Raw genomic sequence first — 16,543 nt, forward strand, 5'->3', positions numbered from 1 at the left:
AGATTCGACAAGGGGCGACCATTGTGCAATCGCAAGAAGATGACGGGGCGGAATGTCAATCCTGGTCTAACAGAGCCTTAAAAAATCATCCCGCGAGGCTTGTAACTCACGCGGGATGATGGCGTCTTATTTATCCTGCTCCAGCAGATCGGACGGTGTGCGGTCGGGCTTGCCTCCGCGGAAGATCTCGCGACCGTGCAGGCGATGCTCCAGGTCACGTTCGGCCTTTTCCTCGTCAATCTTGGTCTGGCTCACCGACGGGTCCTCAATCAGCGACGACACCGAGTTCACCTGCTTTTGAATGCGCTCGGAAATCGTGTCGTCCATACTCACGATATGCATCTTCCAGTCGATGCTCGTGGCATTTGACGAGCTCTTGGTCCACACAAACGTCAGAATGGCGCTCTGATGGCCCCGTGCGGGAAACATGCCAAAGAAAGAGTCGTGCTGGATCTTGCTGTCCTCGTCGATATAGGCGTGCACGTTGTACACCACGCGGTCAATCTTATCGTTGAGCAACGCGTTGGTCGCAAGTGCCGCAGCCTGAATCTGCCCGTTGGACAGCAGCTCGAGCTCGTTGGCAGACGACGTGTCCAACACCGTTACCTCGACCGTGCCTGTGCGCTCGTCCGCCTCGTCGACGGTAAAGTCGAGCGGGAACTGCGTAAAGCCGTTACCCCACTCAAGGCCGCCCTTCAGTGCCGTGGAAACGGTATCCACCGAAACACTCTCGGACAGGTTGGCAGTGTTCAGGCGACGCATCACGCCGTAGCCAATCTGCATGCCCACGATCAGTACAAGGATGCCTATGACCACAGCCATAGCGGTCTTCGTAATGGTATGGCTCACCTGCGAGCCCGAAGGGTCGTCCTCGGACAGCGGGTCGATCTGTTTTGTCTGGCTTGCGCGATCTTCGCTGCGAAGCTGCGCCAACGCCGCCTTGTCGCCGCGCTTGGCCGCTGCCTCTTTTTCGCGCATGCGCTCGGTGCGCTTTTTGGCAAGCGTCGGATCCAAAACGCCGGATGCGTCGATCTCGGAGAATAACTCCGTCACTTCTTCCGGAGTCAAAGGGTTCTTCTCAGCCATATACTTCCTGTCATATCAATCAGTCGAGCTCGTGCGCACGCGCACCTTCGAACTGCATTCGATAGTAACGGGCATAGGTGCCACCACGGGCGAGAAGCTGCTCATGCGTACCACGTTCCACAACGCGACCATGCTCGACGGTCGCAATCTCGTCGGCATGCTTAATGGTCGAGAGACGGTGGGCGATGATGATCGTGGTGCGACCGCGCGCCAGGCGCTCGAGCGACTCCTGCACCGCCTCCTCGCTCTCGTTATCCAAGGCGCTCGTCGCCTCGTCCAGGATCAGGATCTTGGGGTTCTTGAGAAACACGCGCGCAATGGCTACGCGCTGCTTCTGGCCGCCCGAAAGACGGCTGCCGCGCTCGCCCACGACCGTGTCGTAGCCCTGCGGCAGCGACTCAATGAAGGCATCGATATTGGCGCGGTGGGCGGCCTCGGCGACCTCTTCTGCCGTGGCGCCTGGCTTGCCGTAGGCGATGTTCTCGCCAATCGTACCGTCAAACAGATAGACATCCTGCTGCACCAGGCCAATGGCGCGGCGCAGGCTCTGTTGTGTCACGTCGCGCACGTCCTGACCGTCGATGCTGACGGATCCAGCAGCCACGTCGTAAAAGCGCGGCAGCAGCGAACAAGTCGTAGACTTGCCGCCGCCCGAGGGGCCAACCAGTGCGATGGTCTGGCCGGGCTTGATGGACAGATTCATATGGTCGATCACGGGACGAGCCTCTTCGCCTGCGCCGAGCTCAACGTCCCCATAGCTAAAACACACGTCGCGATATTCAACCGCGCCAGCCGTCACCTGCAGGTCCGTGGCACCCGGCTTGTCCTGGATATCCGGGGCGGTCGAAAGCACCTCGTCCATACGCTTAAAGCCGGCGATGGCCTTCTGATACGTTTCGGCCGAATTGACGAGCGTCTCGAGCGGGGTGCAGAACAGTGAAATGTAGAGCGCGAAGGTCGCCATATCGACCGCCTGCAGTTGGCCTTGCGCCACCAGCCAACCACCCAGCAGCACCACGATCACGTACAGCACGCCCGAGAGCAGGCCATACGTCGCTGTGTAGACGCCCATGGCGTGATACATATTCTCCTTGGACGAAAGATAGCGGTCGTTAGAGGCGCGGAACTTGGAGCGCTCGGTCTCCTCGTTGGCAAAGCTCTTGACCACGCGCATGCCTGCCAGCGAATCCTGCAGCTGGGCATTAATACCGCTGATCTTTTTGCGGTTGTCGCTAAAGACCTCGCGCATGCGCATGTTCTGCCAAAACATAATGACCGCAAACACCGTCGTCACCACGACCATAGCAAGCGCCAGCACCGGAGCGATGGTAAAGAGGATCACAAACGAGCCGATAATCTCGATACCGCAGATGATTATCCACTCGGGCACGTGGTGTGCCGCCTCGCAGATATCGAACAGGTCGTTGACCACGCGGCTCATCATGTCACCCGAGCTGTTGCGATCGAAGTACGCAAAGCTAAAGCGCTCGTACTGATCGAACAGGTCCTCGCGCATCTTGGACTCCATGCGCGCGCCCATCACGTGGCCCCAATAGCTCACAAAGTAGCGGCAGGCGCAGCGGACGGCGTACATCAGTACCAAGCCGACCGCGATCATACCGAGCGCCTGCATAATAGCAGCCTGGCCCTGGGTAAAGAGCCCGCCGGTCAGATTGCGCAGGATAATGGGGAACGCCAGGTCAATGGCGGCAAGCACCAGGGCGCAAACAGTATCGGCAACAAAAAGCCCCATCTGGGGCTTGTAATACGAAAGAAACCTCTTCAGCATAATCACCTTACGCGGTTTTACCAAACCGCGTTTCATCTCGACGCTGCAAGTGCTCCATTTGGACAATCTGGCCTTCAATCGTCGGTCGCGTATATCCATACGCTTCCCTCCTCTTTTAGGCCACCTTGTCTCAAATGGAGCACAATCGCTGACTTACACAAACCTACGGGATCATTCCCGCTCGTTAAAGATCGGCTCCGCCCAAGCGGTGCGCGATGCTATCGCAGGCCAAGGCGCCCACGACGGTCTTGGCGTCTTCGATCTTGCCGTCGAGCACGGCGTCGATCAGCTCGTGCAGCGGCACCAGATCAACGTTGACAAACTCATCATCATCGGGGTTGGGTGCATCGAACTCGAGCTTGGTGGCCAGGTAGATGTGAATGATCTCATCGCAAAAACCGCAGGACGTGACAATCGACGTCAAAAAGCGAATACGACCAGCCCTAAAGCCGGTCTCCTCATGCAGTTCGCGCTTGGCGCAATCGAGCGGGTCCTCGCCTGGATCGAGCTTGCCGGCGGGAATCTCGACCGTCACGCGGTCGATGGCGGTGCGGTACTGACGCACCAGTACGATCTTGCCGCTCTCGGTCAGTGCCACAACGGCCGCCGCACCCGGATGGCGAACGATATCGCGACCGCTGCGGTGGCCGTTGGGCAACTCAACCTCAAGACGGTGGACGTCGAGGATCTTGCCCTTCCAGGCGCACTCCTCCGAAAGAATCTTCTCGTGCAGCTCGGCATCGTGCGGGTCGTCGTCGCCCAGCACCAGTGCCGGCTCGTCAGCGACCTCGCCACCAGGCTCGCCCTCGGCGTGCCCATACATGCGGCTGTCCTCTTCGACGATCTGCGCGTCCACGAGTTCTTCGTTCTTCTCGTCCATCCGTCTCATTCCTCTCGGATTTTAGGCATCCCAGGCGTCGCGGCCGCGCAGCGCGCGCAGGCCGATGTCGTGACGCAGGGTCTTGCCCTCAAAATCAATCTTCTCGCAGGCCTCGTAGGCAAGGTTGCGAGCGTTCTCGAACGTGTCGCCCAGAGCGGTCACGGCAAGCACGCGGCCACCATTGGTCACGAGCTGGCCGTCCACCACGGCAGTGCCCGCGTGGTACACGGTCACGTTCTCCATGGCCTCGGCATCCTCAATACCGGTGATGACCTTGCCCTTCTCGTAGCTGCCGGGATAGCCCGCGCTCGTCAGGACAACGGCCACGGCCCACTCGTCGCGCCAGTCGAGTTCAATCTGATCGAGCTCGCAGTTGGCACAAGCCAGCATGACCTCGACCAGGTCGTTCTTAAGGCGCGGCAGCACGACCTGCGTCTCGGGGTCGCCAAAGCGAGCATTGAACTCCAGCACCTTGGGGCCGGCAGGCGTGAGCATAAAGCCGCCATACAGGCAGCCGCGGTAGTCGATGCCCTCGGCGGCGAGCTCTGCCACGGTCTGTTCCATGACCTCCACCATCGTGGCGTGCTCCTCGTCAGTCACGATGGGCACCGGGCTGTAGACGCCCATGCCGCCGGTGTTGGGGCCCTTGTCGCCCTCGAGCGCGCGCTTGTGGTCCTGCGAGGTGGCCATGGGGCGCACGGTCTTGCCGTCGGTAAAGGCCAACAGCGAGCACTCAGGACCAACGAGCATCTCCTCGATAACCACGGTGTTGCCGGCATCGCCAAAGGTGCCGCCAAAGCACTCGCGCACGGCCTCCTCGGCCTGCTCAAGTTCGGTCGCCACGATAACGCCCTTGCCCGCGGCAAGGCCGTCGGCCTTGACGACCAGCGGGGCGTCCTGCTCGCGCACGTAGGCGAGAGCCGAAGCCTCGTCGGTAAACGAACCATAGGCTGCCGTCGGAATGCCCGCACGCTCCATGAGCTGCTTGGAGAACAGCTTGGAGCCCTCCATCTGGGCACCCTCGGCACCCGGGCCAAAGCAGGGAATACCCGCCGCGCGCACGGCGTCGGCCACGCCCGCCACGAGCGGAGCCTCGGGGCCAATTACCACGAGTCCGCATCCGTGGCTCTGCGCAAACGCCGCCACGGCCGCAGGATCGCAGTCGTCGAGAACAACGTTCTCGCCGCAGCTCGCGGTGCCGCCGTTGCCCGGCGCGATGTAGAGCTTGCCGGCGCGCGGTGATGCTGCGAGCTTAGCTGCCAAAGCATGCTCACGGCCGCCGCTGCCCAACAACAGGATGTCGATGGTTTGAGTGTCCGCCTTCAAGGGTGCCTCCTCTATGGATGAATGGCCCGCTCCGCGCGAGCCCTTTGCAAGCAAATATACCCCTCGGCCGCCCGTCCGGGCTGCAAAGGGGTATATCGCAATAACCAAATAGTCCCGATTACTTCCAGAATCGGTTGATGATCTGCTCGCGACCAGCGCCAACGCCAATGAACGTCACGCGGGTGTGTGCCAGATCCTCGATAAACGCCACGTAGTCCTGAGCCTCTTGCGGCAGCTCGTCAAAGCTGCGGCAACCGGTGATATCGCACTTCCAGCCGGGGAGCTCCTCGTAGATGGGCTTGGCATGCTCAAAGCGCACCTGATGCTCGGGCACGCTCGTGTAGCGCTCGCCATCGACGTCGTAGGCCACGCACACCTTAATGGTGTCGAAAGCCGAAAGCACGTCGAGCTTGGTCATGGCGATATCGGTGAGGCCGTTGACGCGCGAGGCGTAGTTGGCGATGGGGCCGTCGAACCAGCCGCAGCGACGACGGCGACCGGTGGTCACGCCGTACTCGTAGCCCTCCTCGGTCAGCGTGTGACCGGCCTCGGACTCATAGGAAAGCTCGGTGGGCATGGGGCCCGAACCGACGCGGGTGATATAGGCCTTCATGACGCCCAGTACGCGGTCGACGTTCTTCATACCGACGCCGGAGCCGGTGATGGCGCCGCCGGCGGTGCAGTTGGAAGACGTCACGTACGGATAGGTACCGTGGTCGATGTCGAGCAGCGTCGCCTGGGCGCCCTCAAACAGCAGGTCCTTGCCCTCGTCAATCATGTTGTTGAGCAGCAGACTCGTCTCGGTGATGTAGGGACGCAGGCGCTCGGCCATCGGCAGGTACTCGTCGCAAATCTGGTCCACGGTGTAGGTGGGCAGATTGTAGATGAGCTCGAGCTCGGGGTTCACGCGGGCGAGAGCGGTCTCCAGCTTGTCGCGGAACAGCGTCTCGTCCAGCATGTCCTGCATGCGCAGACCAATGCGGGCCATCTTGTCCTGATAGCACGGACCGATACCGCGCTTGGTGGTACCGATGTTCTTCTTGCCGAGCTTCTGCTCAAAGGCGCCATCCAGATCAATGTGGTACGGCATGATGACATGCGCGTTGCCGCTAATCTTGAGGTTCTTGGTGGTGATGCCGTCGGCCTCGAACATGTCGATCTCCTCAAGGACAACCTTGGGGTTGACGACGCAGCCGTTACCGATCACCGACACGTGGTCGGAATACATGATGCCGGAAGGCACCTGGTGCAGGCCGTACTTCTTGCCGTTGACGACGATGGTGTGACCGGCATTGTTGCCGCCCGAGTAGCGCACGACGGCATCGAAGTCGCCGGCGACCAGGTCGCAAATCTTACCCTTGCCCTCATCGCCCCACTGGGCACCGACCAAAACGGTTGACGGCATGTTTACTCCTTACATTCATGGACTGTCTACGCGCCACGCCGGCACGCAGAAGCACAAAACATTCCCAGTATACCCGTGCAACGGGTGCCTGTCCTACTCCTCGGCATGTGCCCCATCAAGCTCATAGAACTTGGTGGATGCCGGCAGGAACATCAGGTCGACGTCGCCGATCGGGCCCGAACGGTTCTTGGCCACGACGATACGCGTAACGCCCTCGTCGGGTCGATCGTCGCGCGAGGCTTCGGCCTCGTCGGCGGAGCGGTCCAAGAACATAACGATATCGGCGTCCTGTTCGATGGAGCCCGATTCACGAAGGTCGGAAAGCTGCGGGCGCTTGCCGGTACGGGATTCGACCTGACGCGAAAGCTGCGACAGCGCGATGAGCGGGATCTTGAGCTCCTTAGCCATGATCTTCAGACCACGCGACATCTCCGAAACCTCGACGGTACGGCTCTCGGAGCGGCGTCCCGGCGGAGGACTCACCAGCTGCAGGTAGTCCAGGATGATGATTGCCTTCTCCTTGTTATGGAGCATGCGGCGGCTCTTGGCGCGAATCTCGGTCACCGTGGTGCCGGGCGTATCGTCAATCAGAATATCGAGCTTGGACAAGGTCTGCGTGGCCTCGTTGATATTGGCCCACTGCTCGGGGCTAATGCGGCCCATGCGGAAGTCACTGATCGAGATCATGGCGTAGGCACAAATCAGACGCTGGGCAATTTCCTTGCCCGACATCTCCAGCGAGAAGAAGCCGACAGTATAGCCCGCAGCGGCAGCGTTGAGCGCCAGATTCAGAGCGAACGACGTCTTACCCACGGCAGGACGGGCACCGATGATGATGAGCTGGCCTTCGCGAAAACCCATGAGCATGCGGTCGAGCGACGGGAAGCCCGTGGGCACGCCCGCAGCCTGGCCACCGGCCTGGCACACTTCCTCGGCCTCGTTATAGGCCTCGACCATAAACTCGGTCAGCGTCTTGTAACTCGACTTGACCTCGCGTGCCGTGACCTTGAGCAGCTTGCTCTCGGCTAGCTCCACGACCTCTTTGGTGTCGGTGGGGGCGTTATATGCCAGCGCGTTGATCTCGTTGGTGGCGCCGATCAGCTCGCGCAGCATCGAATCGCGGCGAACGATGGCGGCATGGTGCTGCCAGTTGACGAGCGACAGGGTCTGACCCATCAGCTCCAAAATGTAGGCCTCGCCGCCCACGGCATCGAGCTTGTTGATGCTTCGCAGGTAATCGATCAGCGAGATGGAGTCGATGGGAATGCGGCTGTTGTACATATCGACCATCGCAGTATAGATGGTCTTATGAATGGGCCGGTAGAAGTCATCGGGCTGCAGCTCGACCTGGGCCTCCTCGACCACCTCGGGCGACAGCAGCATGGCGGCCAGTACATTGGCCTCTGCATCTTGGTTTTGAGGGAGACCCAACTTGGAGCCACGGTCCTCGACCGTCAGCCCCGTCTCCCTATCGTCGTATGCCATGAGCATCCTCATTCATATCGCTTGCGAGCATCCATAGTATCAGCCACAACCCCAAAACGGGCCGCGCCCCGGCAATCATCACCGAACGAAACGGATGAACGGTCCCGCATTTGGGACTTCACCACAACGCATGCCATGGCGCTCGCCAAGCGTAGAAAACAAAAGAGCGCCCTTCTTAGAACAAGATTGTTGCGTTGCAGCAAATGCTACTCGGCAGCAGCCTCAGTCTCGACCTCGGCGGTCTCGGCCTCGGCGACCTCAGCGGTCTCCTCAGCCTCGGCAGCGAGCTCCTCGGCGGTAACGCCAACGAGAACGACAACCTCGGCCTTGATCTCGCGGTACAGCGAGATGGCAACGGTGTGGGCACCGGCAACCTTGATGGGCTTACCGAGCTCGACGCGCTTGCGGTCGATGTCCATACCGAGCTGAGCCTTGATGGCGTCAGCGATCATAGCGGCGGTAACGGAGCCAAAGAGGATGCCCTCGTCGCCGACCTTGACGTCAACGGTGACCGTCTTGCCCTCGAAGGCAGCCTTGGTCTCGTTGGCGGTAGCCAGACGGACGGCCTCGCGCTTGGCGATGTTGTTGCGACGCTCGTCAAGCTGCTTGAGGTTGCCCTTGGTGGCGGCAACAGCGAGCTTCTTGGGGAACAGGAAGTTCTCAGCGTAACCCTGAGCGACCTCTACGACGTCACCCTCGCCGCCCTTGCCCTTGATCTCATCGAGAAGAATAACCTTCATGATGCGTCTCCCTTCTTAGCCGCGGTCGCGGTTGCCACGAGAGGAAACCACGGGGACGGTGTACGGCAGGAGAGCCATCTCGCGGGCGCGCTTGATGGCGTTGGCGATGTCATGCTGATGCTGCGTGCAAGCGCCAGTGACGCGACGGGGCTTGATCTTGCCACGGTCGGTCATGTACTTACGGAGAAGCTGAGTGTCCTTATAGTCGATGAACTCAGTGTTCTCCTTGCAGAACTGGCAGTACTTACGACGCGGCTGACGTGCAGAAAAATCATTAGCCATGTCAAAATACCTTTCGTTTGGCAACTTCGGCGAACCGAAGCCGCCTCTCACTCAAAAATAGGTGAACAGCCCTTAGAACGGGATGTCCTCATCGTAGACGTCGACCGCGGGCGGCGTAGCCACCGGTGCGGCAGGACGTGCTGCGGGCGCGGGAGCTGCGGGGGCGTAACCGCCCTGATCGTAGCCACCCTGGCCACCACGGGAGCTCATAAACTCGATCTCATCGACGATGACCTCAAGCTTGCTCCGGCGCTGGCCGTCGCGCTCCCAAGAGCTGTAGCGCAGCTTGCCCTCGATCGCGACCTTGTTTCCCTTTGCCAGGAAACGGCTCACGGCCTCGGCGCGCGTGCCGAACATAGTGCAGTCGACAAAGTTGGGATAGTCCTCCCACTCGCCAGTCTGCGGGTTGCGGCGACGATCGTTCACGGCGACGCCAAAGGACAGAACCTGGGTTCCGCCGGCGGTGGCGCGCAGCTCGGGATCACGCGTGAGGTTACCGGTGATGTTCACTCGATTGATGCTCATAACTCACTACTTCCTCTTGGGGCACAAGCCCAGTCCAAAACGACAGTCTTACTCCTGGTCGTCGCGACGGACGATCATGTGGCGGACCACAGCGTCGGTGATGCGCAGGACGCGATCAAGCTCGGCGATCTGGGTAGGATCTGCGTGGAAGTTGATGAGGGTGTAGTCACCATCGGTGAGGTCGTTGATCTCGTAGGCGAGCTTGCGCTTGCCCCACTCGTCAACGGAGTCGACCTTGCCAGCGCCCTCAGCGATCGTGGTATCGATACGCTTCATAACAGCGAGACGAGTCTCGGGGTCGAGCGACGGGTCAACAAAGAACAGCAGTTCATAAGCCTTCATATTGTCACCTCCTCTGGGCAAATGTGGCTTCAGGTCGTGAAGGTGCGCCTGAAGCAGGAAAAGACTTGGTAATAATATCTTTCAACCTCTCAGGCCGCAAGAATATGCAGCTACAACCTCATGACCTCCACATATGCCCATGCTCGCACCACGTTTCATGCGCATTCCAACCAAATGCTGACCAAAAGCTTGACGGATCTGTGGGCAAGATACGGTGCCGTGGGGACAAGCTGAGCCAAGCCGCAGGTCAACGGGCACAAGGCTGTGGTCGCAAAATGCATACCAGTGGCCCACAGCACCACCCAAAGATTTTTAAATTCATTGCCAAGTCGCTTATGAATACCCCTTTTGAACAATTGAGCTGATCAACCACGCTGGTCGGAAGCCGTTTTTTGGCACCTCAAACCCCACTGCAACGCCAGGCGCGGCCAAGCGTTTTAAAAAATGCCAACTTTTCTGTTTGCACTTTTCGATTCCTCGTGTATACTGACTTTCGCATTTAACGGAGAGTTGTCCGAGTGGCCGAAGGAGCACGATTGGAAATCGTGTAGGCGTCAAAAGCGTCTCCAGGGTTCAAATCCCTGACTCTCCGCCAGTTAATTCCAAAGCAGGCCTTCGAGCCTGCTTTGTTTTTACCCCACGCGGAGGGGTGGCAGAGTGGTTGAATGCGGCGGTCTCGAAAACCGTTTGGCCTGTATAAGGTCACGAGGGTTCGAATCCCTCCTCCTCCGCCATTAGATGGTATGAGCCCCAGCAATGGGGCTTTTTTCTTTTTGGGCACATTTCAATTACGCGCAGGAGGAGGGATTCGAACCCGCCAGGGCGCAAAGCGTAAAGAAAACGCGCCAGTGGCGCGTTTTTAGCGCAGCGCGGTCGGCGCAAGCCGACCGGATAAATTGTGAGCTCCACTCAAAATTTGGACATCCCTCCTATTCAGCCACGCCCCCATCGCGTTCGGCATCAACCCGGATCCCCAAACATGGAACCTATGACCGTACCCAGTCCCGACCGTTTGCCGAGCAATAGGGTCGCAATCGGCACCGAACATGTACTATGTACGGGCATTGTCAAAATCCGTAACCCAAAGGACCCCATCTTGCCCGTCGTCGCCGCTATGACCATTACCTCACATGCATCGGATGCCATGGTCGCTATTCCGTTTTGGCTCGAGATGTTCGCTGTTGTCGCTGCATCGATCTCGGGTGTACTGGTTGCGCGCGAGCACAAGCTCGACCTGGTGGGCGCGGTCGCGCTCGCGGTGGTCTGCGGTCTGGGCGGCGGTCTTTTGCGCGATATGACGCTGCAGGTGGGCAACGTCTACATCCTCAACCAGCCGATGGCACTGCCGCTTTCCATCGCCACGGCAGCCATCATCTACATTTTCCCGGCAATCGTCGACAAACCCGAAAAACTCATTCCCCTGCTCGACATCATCTCGGTCGGCATCTATGCCGCCACCGGAGCGGACAAGGCGCTGGTCTACGGCTTTGCACCGGCGGTGTGCATCATGATGGGCTTTTTTACCGCGGTGGGCGGCGGCATGTTGCGCGACGGCTTTATGGGCGTGGTTCCGGGCATTTTCCAACGTACTAACTTTTATGCCATCGCCGCCATCGCCGGATCGACAAGCTATGTGTGTCTCGTTATGAGCGGCATCATGAGCAATGTCGCCGCGCTGGTCGTATGCGTTGTCGTGACCATGGGTCTGCGCTGGCTCTCGCTGCGCTTTGACATCAAAAGCCCCACCGAGGAAGACATCGCACACTTTTTGCACCGCAAAAAATAGGTGGCGCGGGCCCATCCTTCGAAATGCAACCGAGAGGTTCTTTTAGAGCGCCCGCGCGTTGGGTACCCTGTTAAGTGCATATCGAGCATCTGACGAAGGATTCACTATGTCCCGCAATCAATTCCCGTCGACCCAGCGCCGTAAAGCGTGGGGCCGCATCACCATCCTATTCGCGCTCATCGCGCTGGCGCTCGCCGCACTTCCCACGGCGTCATTTGCCGGCACGGACACGGCAGGCAACGTACTTGCAACCGACAACGACTCTAATCCGTCCGGTGTCGAGGGCGACCTGTATTGGGCCGGTCAGAGTCTCGAACTGGACGATGTCTCCATCGACCACGATATCATCGCCGCGGGCGATACCCTCTCAATTCGCGACTGCACGGTGGGCGGCGCCGTCCGTCTGGCGGCACGCACCATCGACATTGCCAAGACCACGGTTGATGGCAGCGTGACCGTTGCTGGCCAGCATGTCGTTCTCAATTCCGACAGCACCGCTAACTGTTTCTACGCGATAGGCGAGACGGTTGCCTTGCGAGGCTCCACCAAGTCGGCAGCGCTCGCGGGCGATACGGTAACCATCGACGGCACCGTCGATGGCGATGTCGAGGTTTGGGCCGACAAGCTCATCCTGGGCAAGAACGCCCACATCACCGGCACCGTGAACGCGCACGTCTCCGAGGACCCCGAGCGCGTCGCGGGAGCCGAGGTCGGCGCACTCAAGATCGACCGCACCGAGAACGAGGATACTTCCACCGTTAACGATGTCATCGGCGGTATCGTCGCCGCGGCACTCTCGACCTGCTTTGTCGCCCTGCTGCTCGAGCTCGTCTTTCCGCGTGCGACTGCCAGCGCCGCCGGTATGCTCCACCAGCGCCCCATGCCCCTGTGGGTGAGCGGTCTTCTGGGCACGATTGCTATCGTCCCCGCCGTCCTACTGCTGATTATCTCTATCGCCGGTCTGTCGCTTGCCGGAGCCCTCATGTGCGGTGTCATTGGCATCGCGCTGGTGTCGAATGCCTTTGCAGGGTGCGCGATTGCACGCATGGTCGGACACAGCCAGAACCGCTACGCCATGGCAGCCGTTGGTGGCGTAATCGCAGGCGCCCTCACGGGGCTTCCCCTCGTAGGCAGTTTCATCAGCGGCGTGGCCTTTGTCTTTATGCTCGGCTACATCATCCAAATCATCTGGCACAACGCCCACCTCAAGCCGCAGCAGCCGGCTAACACGCCAGAACTCCCCACCGCTTAGCAGCTAACCGCCACAAAGATGCCAAGCACCTTTGTGGCGGCGCAAACGAACCTGCCCCCTGAACCAAAAAGGGCGCCGACCATTACGGTCGACGCCCTTTCTTGTTAGACGCTATAAAGTCCAGCGCTTATTTGTTGACCTGACCGGCGCGGACGGCGGCCTTCTTGCGGTCGGTGGCGTTGAGCAGGCGCTTGCGCAGGCGGATGTTCTTGGGAGTGATCTCGACCAGCTCGTCGTCGGCGATGTACTCCAGCGCCTCCTCCAGCGAGAAGGTGCGGGGCGGCACCAGCTGCACGGAGATATCGGAGGTCGAGGAACGCTGGTTGCCCAGGTTCTTGGTACGGGCGATGTTGACGACCATGTCGCCGGCCTTGCTGCGCTCGCCCACAATCATGCCCTCATAGCACTCGGTGCCCGGCTCAACAAACAGCTGGCCGCGCTCCTGCAGCGTACCCAGGGCATAGGCAACGGCCTTCTCGGTGGTCATGGAGATCATGGCGCCGTTCTGACGGTTACCGATCTCGCCGGCGTAAGGACCGTACTCCAGGAAGGTGTGGTAGAACACGCCCTCGCCGTGGGTGACGTTCATGATGCGGTTCTTAAGGCCCATGATGCCGCGGGTCGGAATCTTAAACTCGAGATGCGTCACGATGCCCGAGGTGTCCATGCTCGTCATGATGCCGCCGGAGGTACCGAAGACCTCAACGACCTTGCCCGAGTACTCGTCCGGGCACTCGACGACGGCCTGCTCGACGGGCTCCATCTTGTTGCCGTTCTCATCCTTCTTAAACAGAACGCGGGGACGGCCGACCTGGAACTCAAAGCCCTCGCGGCGCATGGACTCCATCAGAACGGACAGGTGCAGAATGCCGCGGCCCGAGACCTCGACGCCGCTCTTGTCCTCGAGCTCCTCGATCTTCATGGTCACGTTGTTCTCGGCCTCGTTGAACAGGCGCTCCTTGAGCTGACGGGCGCCCACGATGTCGCCGTCGCGACCGACGAGCGGAGAGGTCGAAGCCTCAAAGACGATGGACAGGGTCGGCGGGTCGATCTCGATGGGCTCGAGTTCAACGGGGTTCTCGGGGTCGGTGTAGACATCGCCGATATCGGTGCGATCGATGCCCACGACGGCGGCGATGTCACCGGCGCCGACTTCCTGGCACTCGGTGCGGCCCAGGTAGTCGAAGGTAAAGAGCTGCTTGACGGTAGCGGTGGCGCTGGAACCGTCATTCTTGACAACCAGGATCTGGTCGCCCTGGTGGATGGTGCCGGAGTACACGCGACCGATGCCGATACGGCCAACGAAGTTGGAGTGGTCGATGGTCACGCACTGCATGGCCAGCGGGGCGTTCTCGTCAACCTCGGGCGCGGGCATGTCGTCGATGATCATATCGAGCAGCGGATACATGTCCATGTTGCCGTCGTTGGGGTCAAGGCGGGCAAAGCCATTCATGGCGCTGGCGTAGACCACGTGCTCCATGGCGAACTCAAGCTGGTCGTCGGTAGCGCCCAGGTCGGCCATAAGGTCGAGGCAGTCGTTGTAGGCCTTCTCGGGGTTGGCACCCGGACGGTCGATCTTGTTGATGACGATCATGATCTTAAGGCCGGTGTCGATAGCGTGACGCAGCACGAAGCGGGTCTGGGGCATGGGGCCCTCAAAAGCGTCGACCAGCAGCAGGGCGCCGTCGGCCATACGCAGCACGCGCTCGACCTCGCCGCCAAAGTCGGCGTGGCCCGGGGTGTCGATGACGTTGATCTTGACGTCCTTGTACTCGATAGAGATGTTCTTGGCGAGAATCGTAATGCCGCGCTCGCGCTCCTGGTCGTTGGAATCCAGGACGCGGTCCTCGACCTGCTGGTTGGCACGGAAGGCGTCCGTGGCACGCAGGAGCTTGTCGACCATCGTCGTCTTGCCGTGGTCGACGTGAGCGATGATGGCGATGTTCCTCAGATTGTCTACGCGCATGTAGTTCCCCTATCTTCTATCTATATACAACCGGCACGCGTATGCGGCCCGCCCAGCGATACAACGCTCAGCGGGAATATTGAGCCTTTTACCGAAAACTCGTTTATTTTAGCGATTTTAGATGAGAGGGGTTTCCTCACCTGCAGGTTCAGGGTCGCTCCACATAAAACCATCGCCGGCGCCCATGCCCTCATACAGCACATATGCCGAAAAACCACTCTCGAGCGTGGTTTCGAAGAAGCTCACGAGCAGAGCATCGTGATAGCCGCCGTCAATCTCGACGCAGCCGGTGTAGCCGATGGCATAGCGAGCGATACGGCCCAGGCCCTCGTCCTTAAGACCCATCTTGTGCTCGGAGATAAAGTTGGTGGCCGCCTCGAGGCACGCCTCTTCGCCATCCTCATCGAGCGCCGCCAGATAACGGTTGGAAGCGGCGTCCTCAATTGCCACGACCACGCCAGGGTTTTCACCGGCGGCAAGGTCGTCCAAGAACGCTCCGATCAGATCGCACACCATGGCGTCGAGCTCGGCGGAGACGTTACCGGCGTCCTGCATATCCTGTGCCATCTTTAGACCTTCCCATCGAGTCTGGCGTCATTACAGTTCTTGTGCCTCAGCGGCGATCTTAGCGGCAGCGTCGCGGGCGCGCATCATATCCATCGCGCGCTTGTCGAGCACCTTGATCTGACTGGTCAGCATTACCGCGTCGACCACGCCCCAGATCACCAGGCCCGTAGAGATCGAAAACCCAAGCGCACCAACTGTACCACGAAGGCGCGAGCAGATTGCCGCGACAAGGGCGGAGACGACAACCATCTTGATAAACGAGCCGCGGCGCTCGTGAAGCGTGCGGGCCTGCGTCACATAGGCAATGCGAGCCGCCTCGGACGCCTCAGAGCGCATCTGGGCCTCACGGGCGATCGCAGCCGCCTCAGCCGACATACCGCCGGCCATCAGCGAACGCTCCGCATCCTGGCCGCCCCGCATTTAGAAGTCATCGGGCGAGAGCGTATGGACGAACTCGTCGAACTTCTCGAACTCCTGCTTGTCGTCAACTTCCTCGGTATGGGCAGAAACAGTGCCCAGGCGATTCATGATGTCGTCCTCCACAAACATGGGGGCATTGCTGCGCACGGCAAGGGCAATGGCATCACTGGGACGGGCATCGATCTTGCGCTCGTCACCATCGGCCAGTACGACAATCGTCGCGTAGAACACCGGCGGCTCGGCGCGAACGATCTCGATGCGCTCGAGCTTGGCGCCCAGGGCGCCAACAGTATCGAGCAACAGGTCATGGGTAATCGGGCGATCGGCGCGTCCGCTGTCGATGCCGCGGCTGATTGCCGCAGCCTCAAACGAGCCAGTCTGGATGGAGAGGGAGCGCAGCGGCGCGGGGGAATCCGACTTGCTGCAGCGTTCGCGAAGCACGATAAGCGATGGCACGGGACCGGCGGCCATGACGATGGTCTCTATGTCGACACGAACCATGGAACACCTCCGGTACGTAGCGGTTAACACGCGGCGGCCCGCCGCGTTGAATAGCTATACTACCCAAACTTTCGCGTAGCACACAAAATCAAAGTAGTTAATTTGGGACAGAGCTTTTTTGACTACCTTCTGTGGCTAAGAAAAAAGCCTCGAGGCAATTGCCCCGAGGCTTTTAACAGTTTTGATGGTGG

16 protein-coding genes and 2 tRNA genes are annotated in these 16,543 nt (G+C 60.1%); 4 read left to right on the plus strand and 14 right to left on the minus strand.

Annotated features, from left to right (window positions below; genetic code table 11):
* Positions 1–126: 126 nt before the first annotated feature.
* From ACESUZ_RS06270 to rpsF, 10 genes are all read right to left on the minus strand, one after another.
* Entirely contained in the window at positions 127–1,086 is a 960-nt protein-coding gene (locus ACESUZ_RS06270; RefSeq protein ID WP_373199091.1) for a hypothetical protein, read from the minus strand.
* A 19-nt stretch (positions 1,087–1,105) separates the two neighbouring features.
* Complete coding sequence (locus tag ACESUZ_RS06275) at positions 1,106–2,875, minus strand: ABC transporter ATP-binding protein (RefSeq protein WP_373199093.1); 1,770 nt, start codon at positions 2,873–2,875, stop codon at positions 1,106–1,108.
* Positions 2,876–3,059: 184 nt separating this feature from the next.
* Positions 3,060–3,755 (minus strand): NUDIX domain-containing protein, encoded by a 696-nt coding sequence (locus ACESUZ_RS06280; protein ID WP_373199095.1) that lies wholly within the window; start codon positions 3,753–3,755, stop codon positions 3,060–3,062.
* Positions 3,756–3,776: 21 nt separating this feature from the next.
* Complete coding sequence (purD, locus tag ACESUZ_RS06285; protein WP_373199097.1) at positions 3,777–5,081, minus strand: phosphoribosylamine--glycine ligase; 1,305 nt, start codon at positions 5,079–5,081, stop codon at positions 3,777–3,779.
* A gap of 118 nt (positions 5,082–5,199) precedes the next feature.
* A complete protein-coding gene (locus tag ACESUZ_RS06290) occupies positions 5,200–6,486 on the minus strand; it encodes an adenylosuccinate synthase (RefSeq protein WP_373199099.1) in 1,287 nt (428 codons plus the stop codon).
* Between the two features lie 93 nt (positions 6,487–6,579).
* Positions 6,580–7,977, minus strand: a complete 1,398-nt coding sequence (gene dnaB, locus ACESUZ_RS06295) for a replicative DNA helicase (RefSeq protein WP_006235827.1) — start codon at positions 7,975–7,977, stop codon at positions 6,580–6,582.
* Positions 7,978–8,177: 200 nt separating this feature from the next.
* On the minus strand, positions 8,178–8,711 hold the full coding sequence (rplI, locus tag ACESUZ_RS06300; protein WP_117820638.1) for a 50S ribosomal protein L9: 534 nt from the start codon (positions 8,709–8,711) through the stop codon (positions 8,178–8,180).
* Between the two features lie 15 nt (positions 8,712–8,726).
* Complete coding sequence (rpsR, locus tag ACESUZ_RS06305; RefSeq protein WP_006235829.1) at positions 8,727–8,993, minus strand: 30S ribosomal protein S18; 267 nt, start codon at positions 8,991–8,993, stop codon at positions 8,727–8,729.
* A gap of 72 nt (positions 8,994–9,065) precedes the next feature.
* Positions 9,066–9,518 carry a single-stranded DNA-binding protein gene (locus ACESUZ_RS06310; protein ID WP_055310294.1) on the minus strand — a complete coding sequence of 151 codons (453 nt, stop codon included), beginning with the start codon at positions 9,516–9,518 and terminating at the stop codon, positions 9,066–9,068.
* Positions 9,519–9,566: 48 nt separating this feature from the next.
* Positions 9,567–9,860, minus strand: coding sequence for a 30S ribosomal protein S6 (gene rpsF / locus ACESUZ_RS06315; protein WP_006235831.1), 294 nt, complete (start codon positions 9,858–9,860; stop codon positions 9,567–9,569).
* Positions 9,861–10,364: 504 nt separating this feature from the next.
* On the opposite strand from rpsF, the gene ACESUZ_RS06320 reads away from it, so the two are divergent.
* The 4 genes from ACESUZ_RS06320 to ACESUZ_RS06335 all read left to right on the plus strand — a co-directional run bounded on the left by ACESUZ_RS06320 (position 10,365) and on the right by ACESUZ_RS06335 (position 12,898).
* Positions 10,365–10,455 (plus strand) — tRNA-Ser (locus ACESUZ_RS06320).
* Between the two features lie 48 nt (positions 10,456–10,503).
* Positions 10,504–10,594: transfer RNA gene (locus tag ACESUZ_RS06325), tRNA-Ser, on the plus strand.
* A gap of 362 nt (positions 10,595–10,956) precedes the next feature.
* Positions 10,957–11,646, plus strand: a complete 690-nt coding sequence (locus tag ACESUZ_RS06330; protein ID WP_373199101.1) for a trimeric intracellular cation channel family protein — start codon at positions 10,957–10,959, stop codon at positions 11,644–11,646.
* A gap of 106 nt (positions 11,647–11,752) precedes the next feature.
* Positions 11,753–12,898 carry a bactofilin family protein gene (locus ACESUZ_RS06335; protein WP_373199103.1) on the plus strand — a complete coding sequence of 382 codons (1,146 nt, stop codon included), beginning with the start codon at positions 11,753–11,755 and terminating at the stop codon, positions 12,896–12,898.
* A gap of 127 nt (positions 12,899–13,025) precedes the next feature.
* Here ACESUZ_RS06335 and typA read toward each other — a convergent pair whose 3' ends face one another.
* The 4 genes from typA to ACESUZ_RS06355 form a co-directional block, all read right to left on the minus strand.
* Positions 13,026–14,864, minus strand: coding sequence for a translational GTPase TypA (typA, locus tag ACESUZ_RS06340; RefSeq protein WP_006235837.1), 1,839 nt, complete (start codon positions 14,862–14,864; stop codon positions 13,026–13,028).
* Positions 14,865–14,981: 117 nt separating this feature from the next.
* Positions 14,982–15,431, minus strand: coding sequence for a hypothetical protein (locus tag ACESUZ_RS06345; protein ID WP_089572580.1), 450 nt, complete (start codon positions 15,429–15,431; stop codon positions 14,982–14,984).
* Between the two features lie 30 nt (positions 15,432–15,461).
* Positions 15,462–15,851 (minus strand): hypothetical protein, encoded by a 390-nt coding sequence (locus ACESUZ_RS06350; RefSeq protein WP_195241148.1) that lies wholly within the window; start codon positions 15,849–15,851, stop codon positions 15,462–15,464.
* Entirely contained in the window at positions 15,852–16,352 is a 501-nt protein-coding gene (locus ACESUZ_RS06355) for a bifunctional nuclease family protein (protein WP_373199106.1), read from the minus strand.
* Positions 16,353–16,543: the final 191 nt, after the last annotated feature.

This window comes from Collinsella aerofaciens ATCC 25986, from assembly GCF_964239575.1.
Lineage (GTDB): Bacteria > Actinomycetota > Coriobacteriia > Coriobacteriales > Coriobacteriaceae > Collinsella > Collinsella aerofaciens_BQ.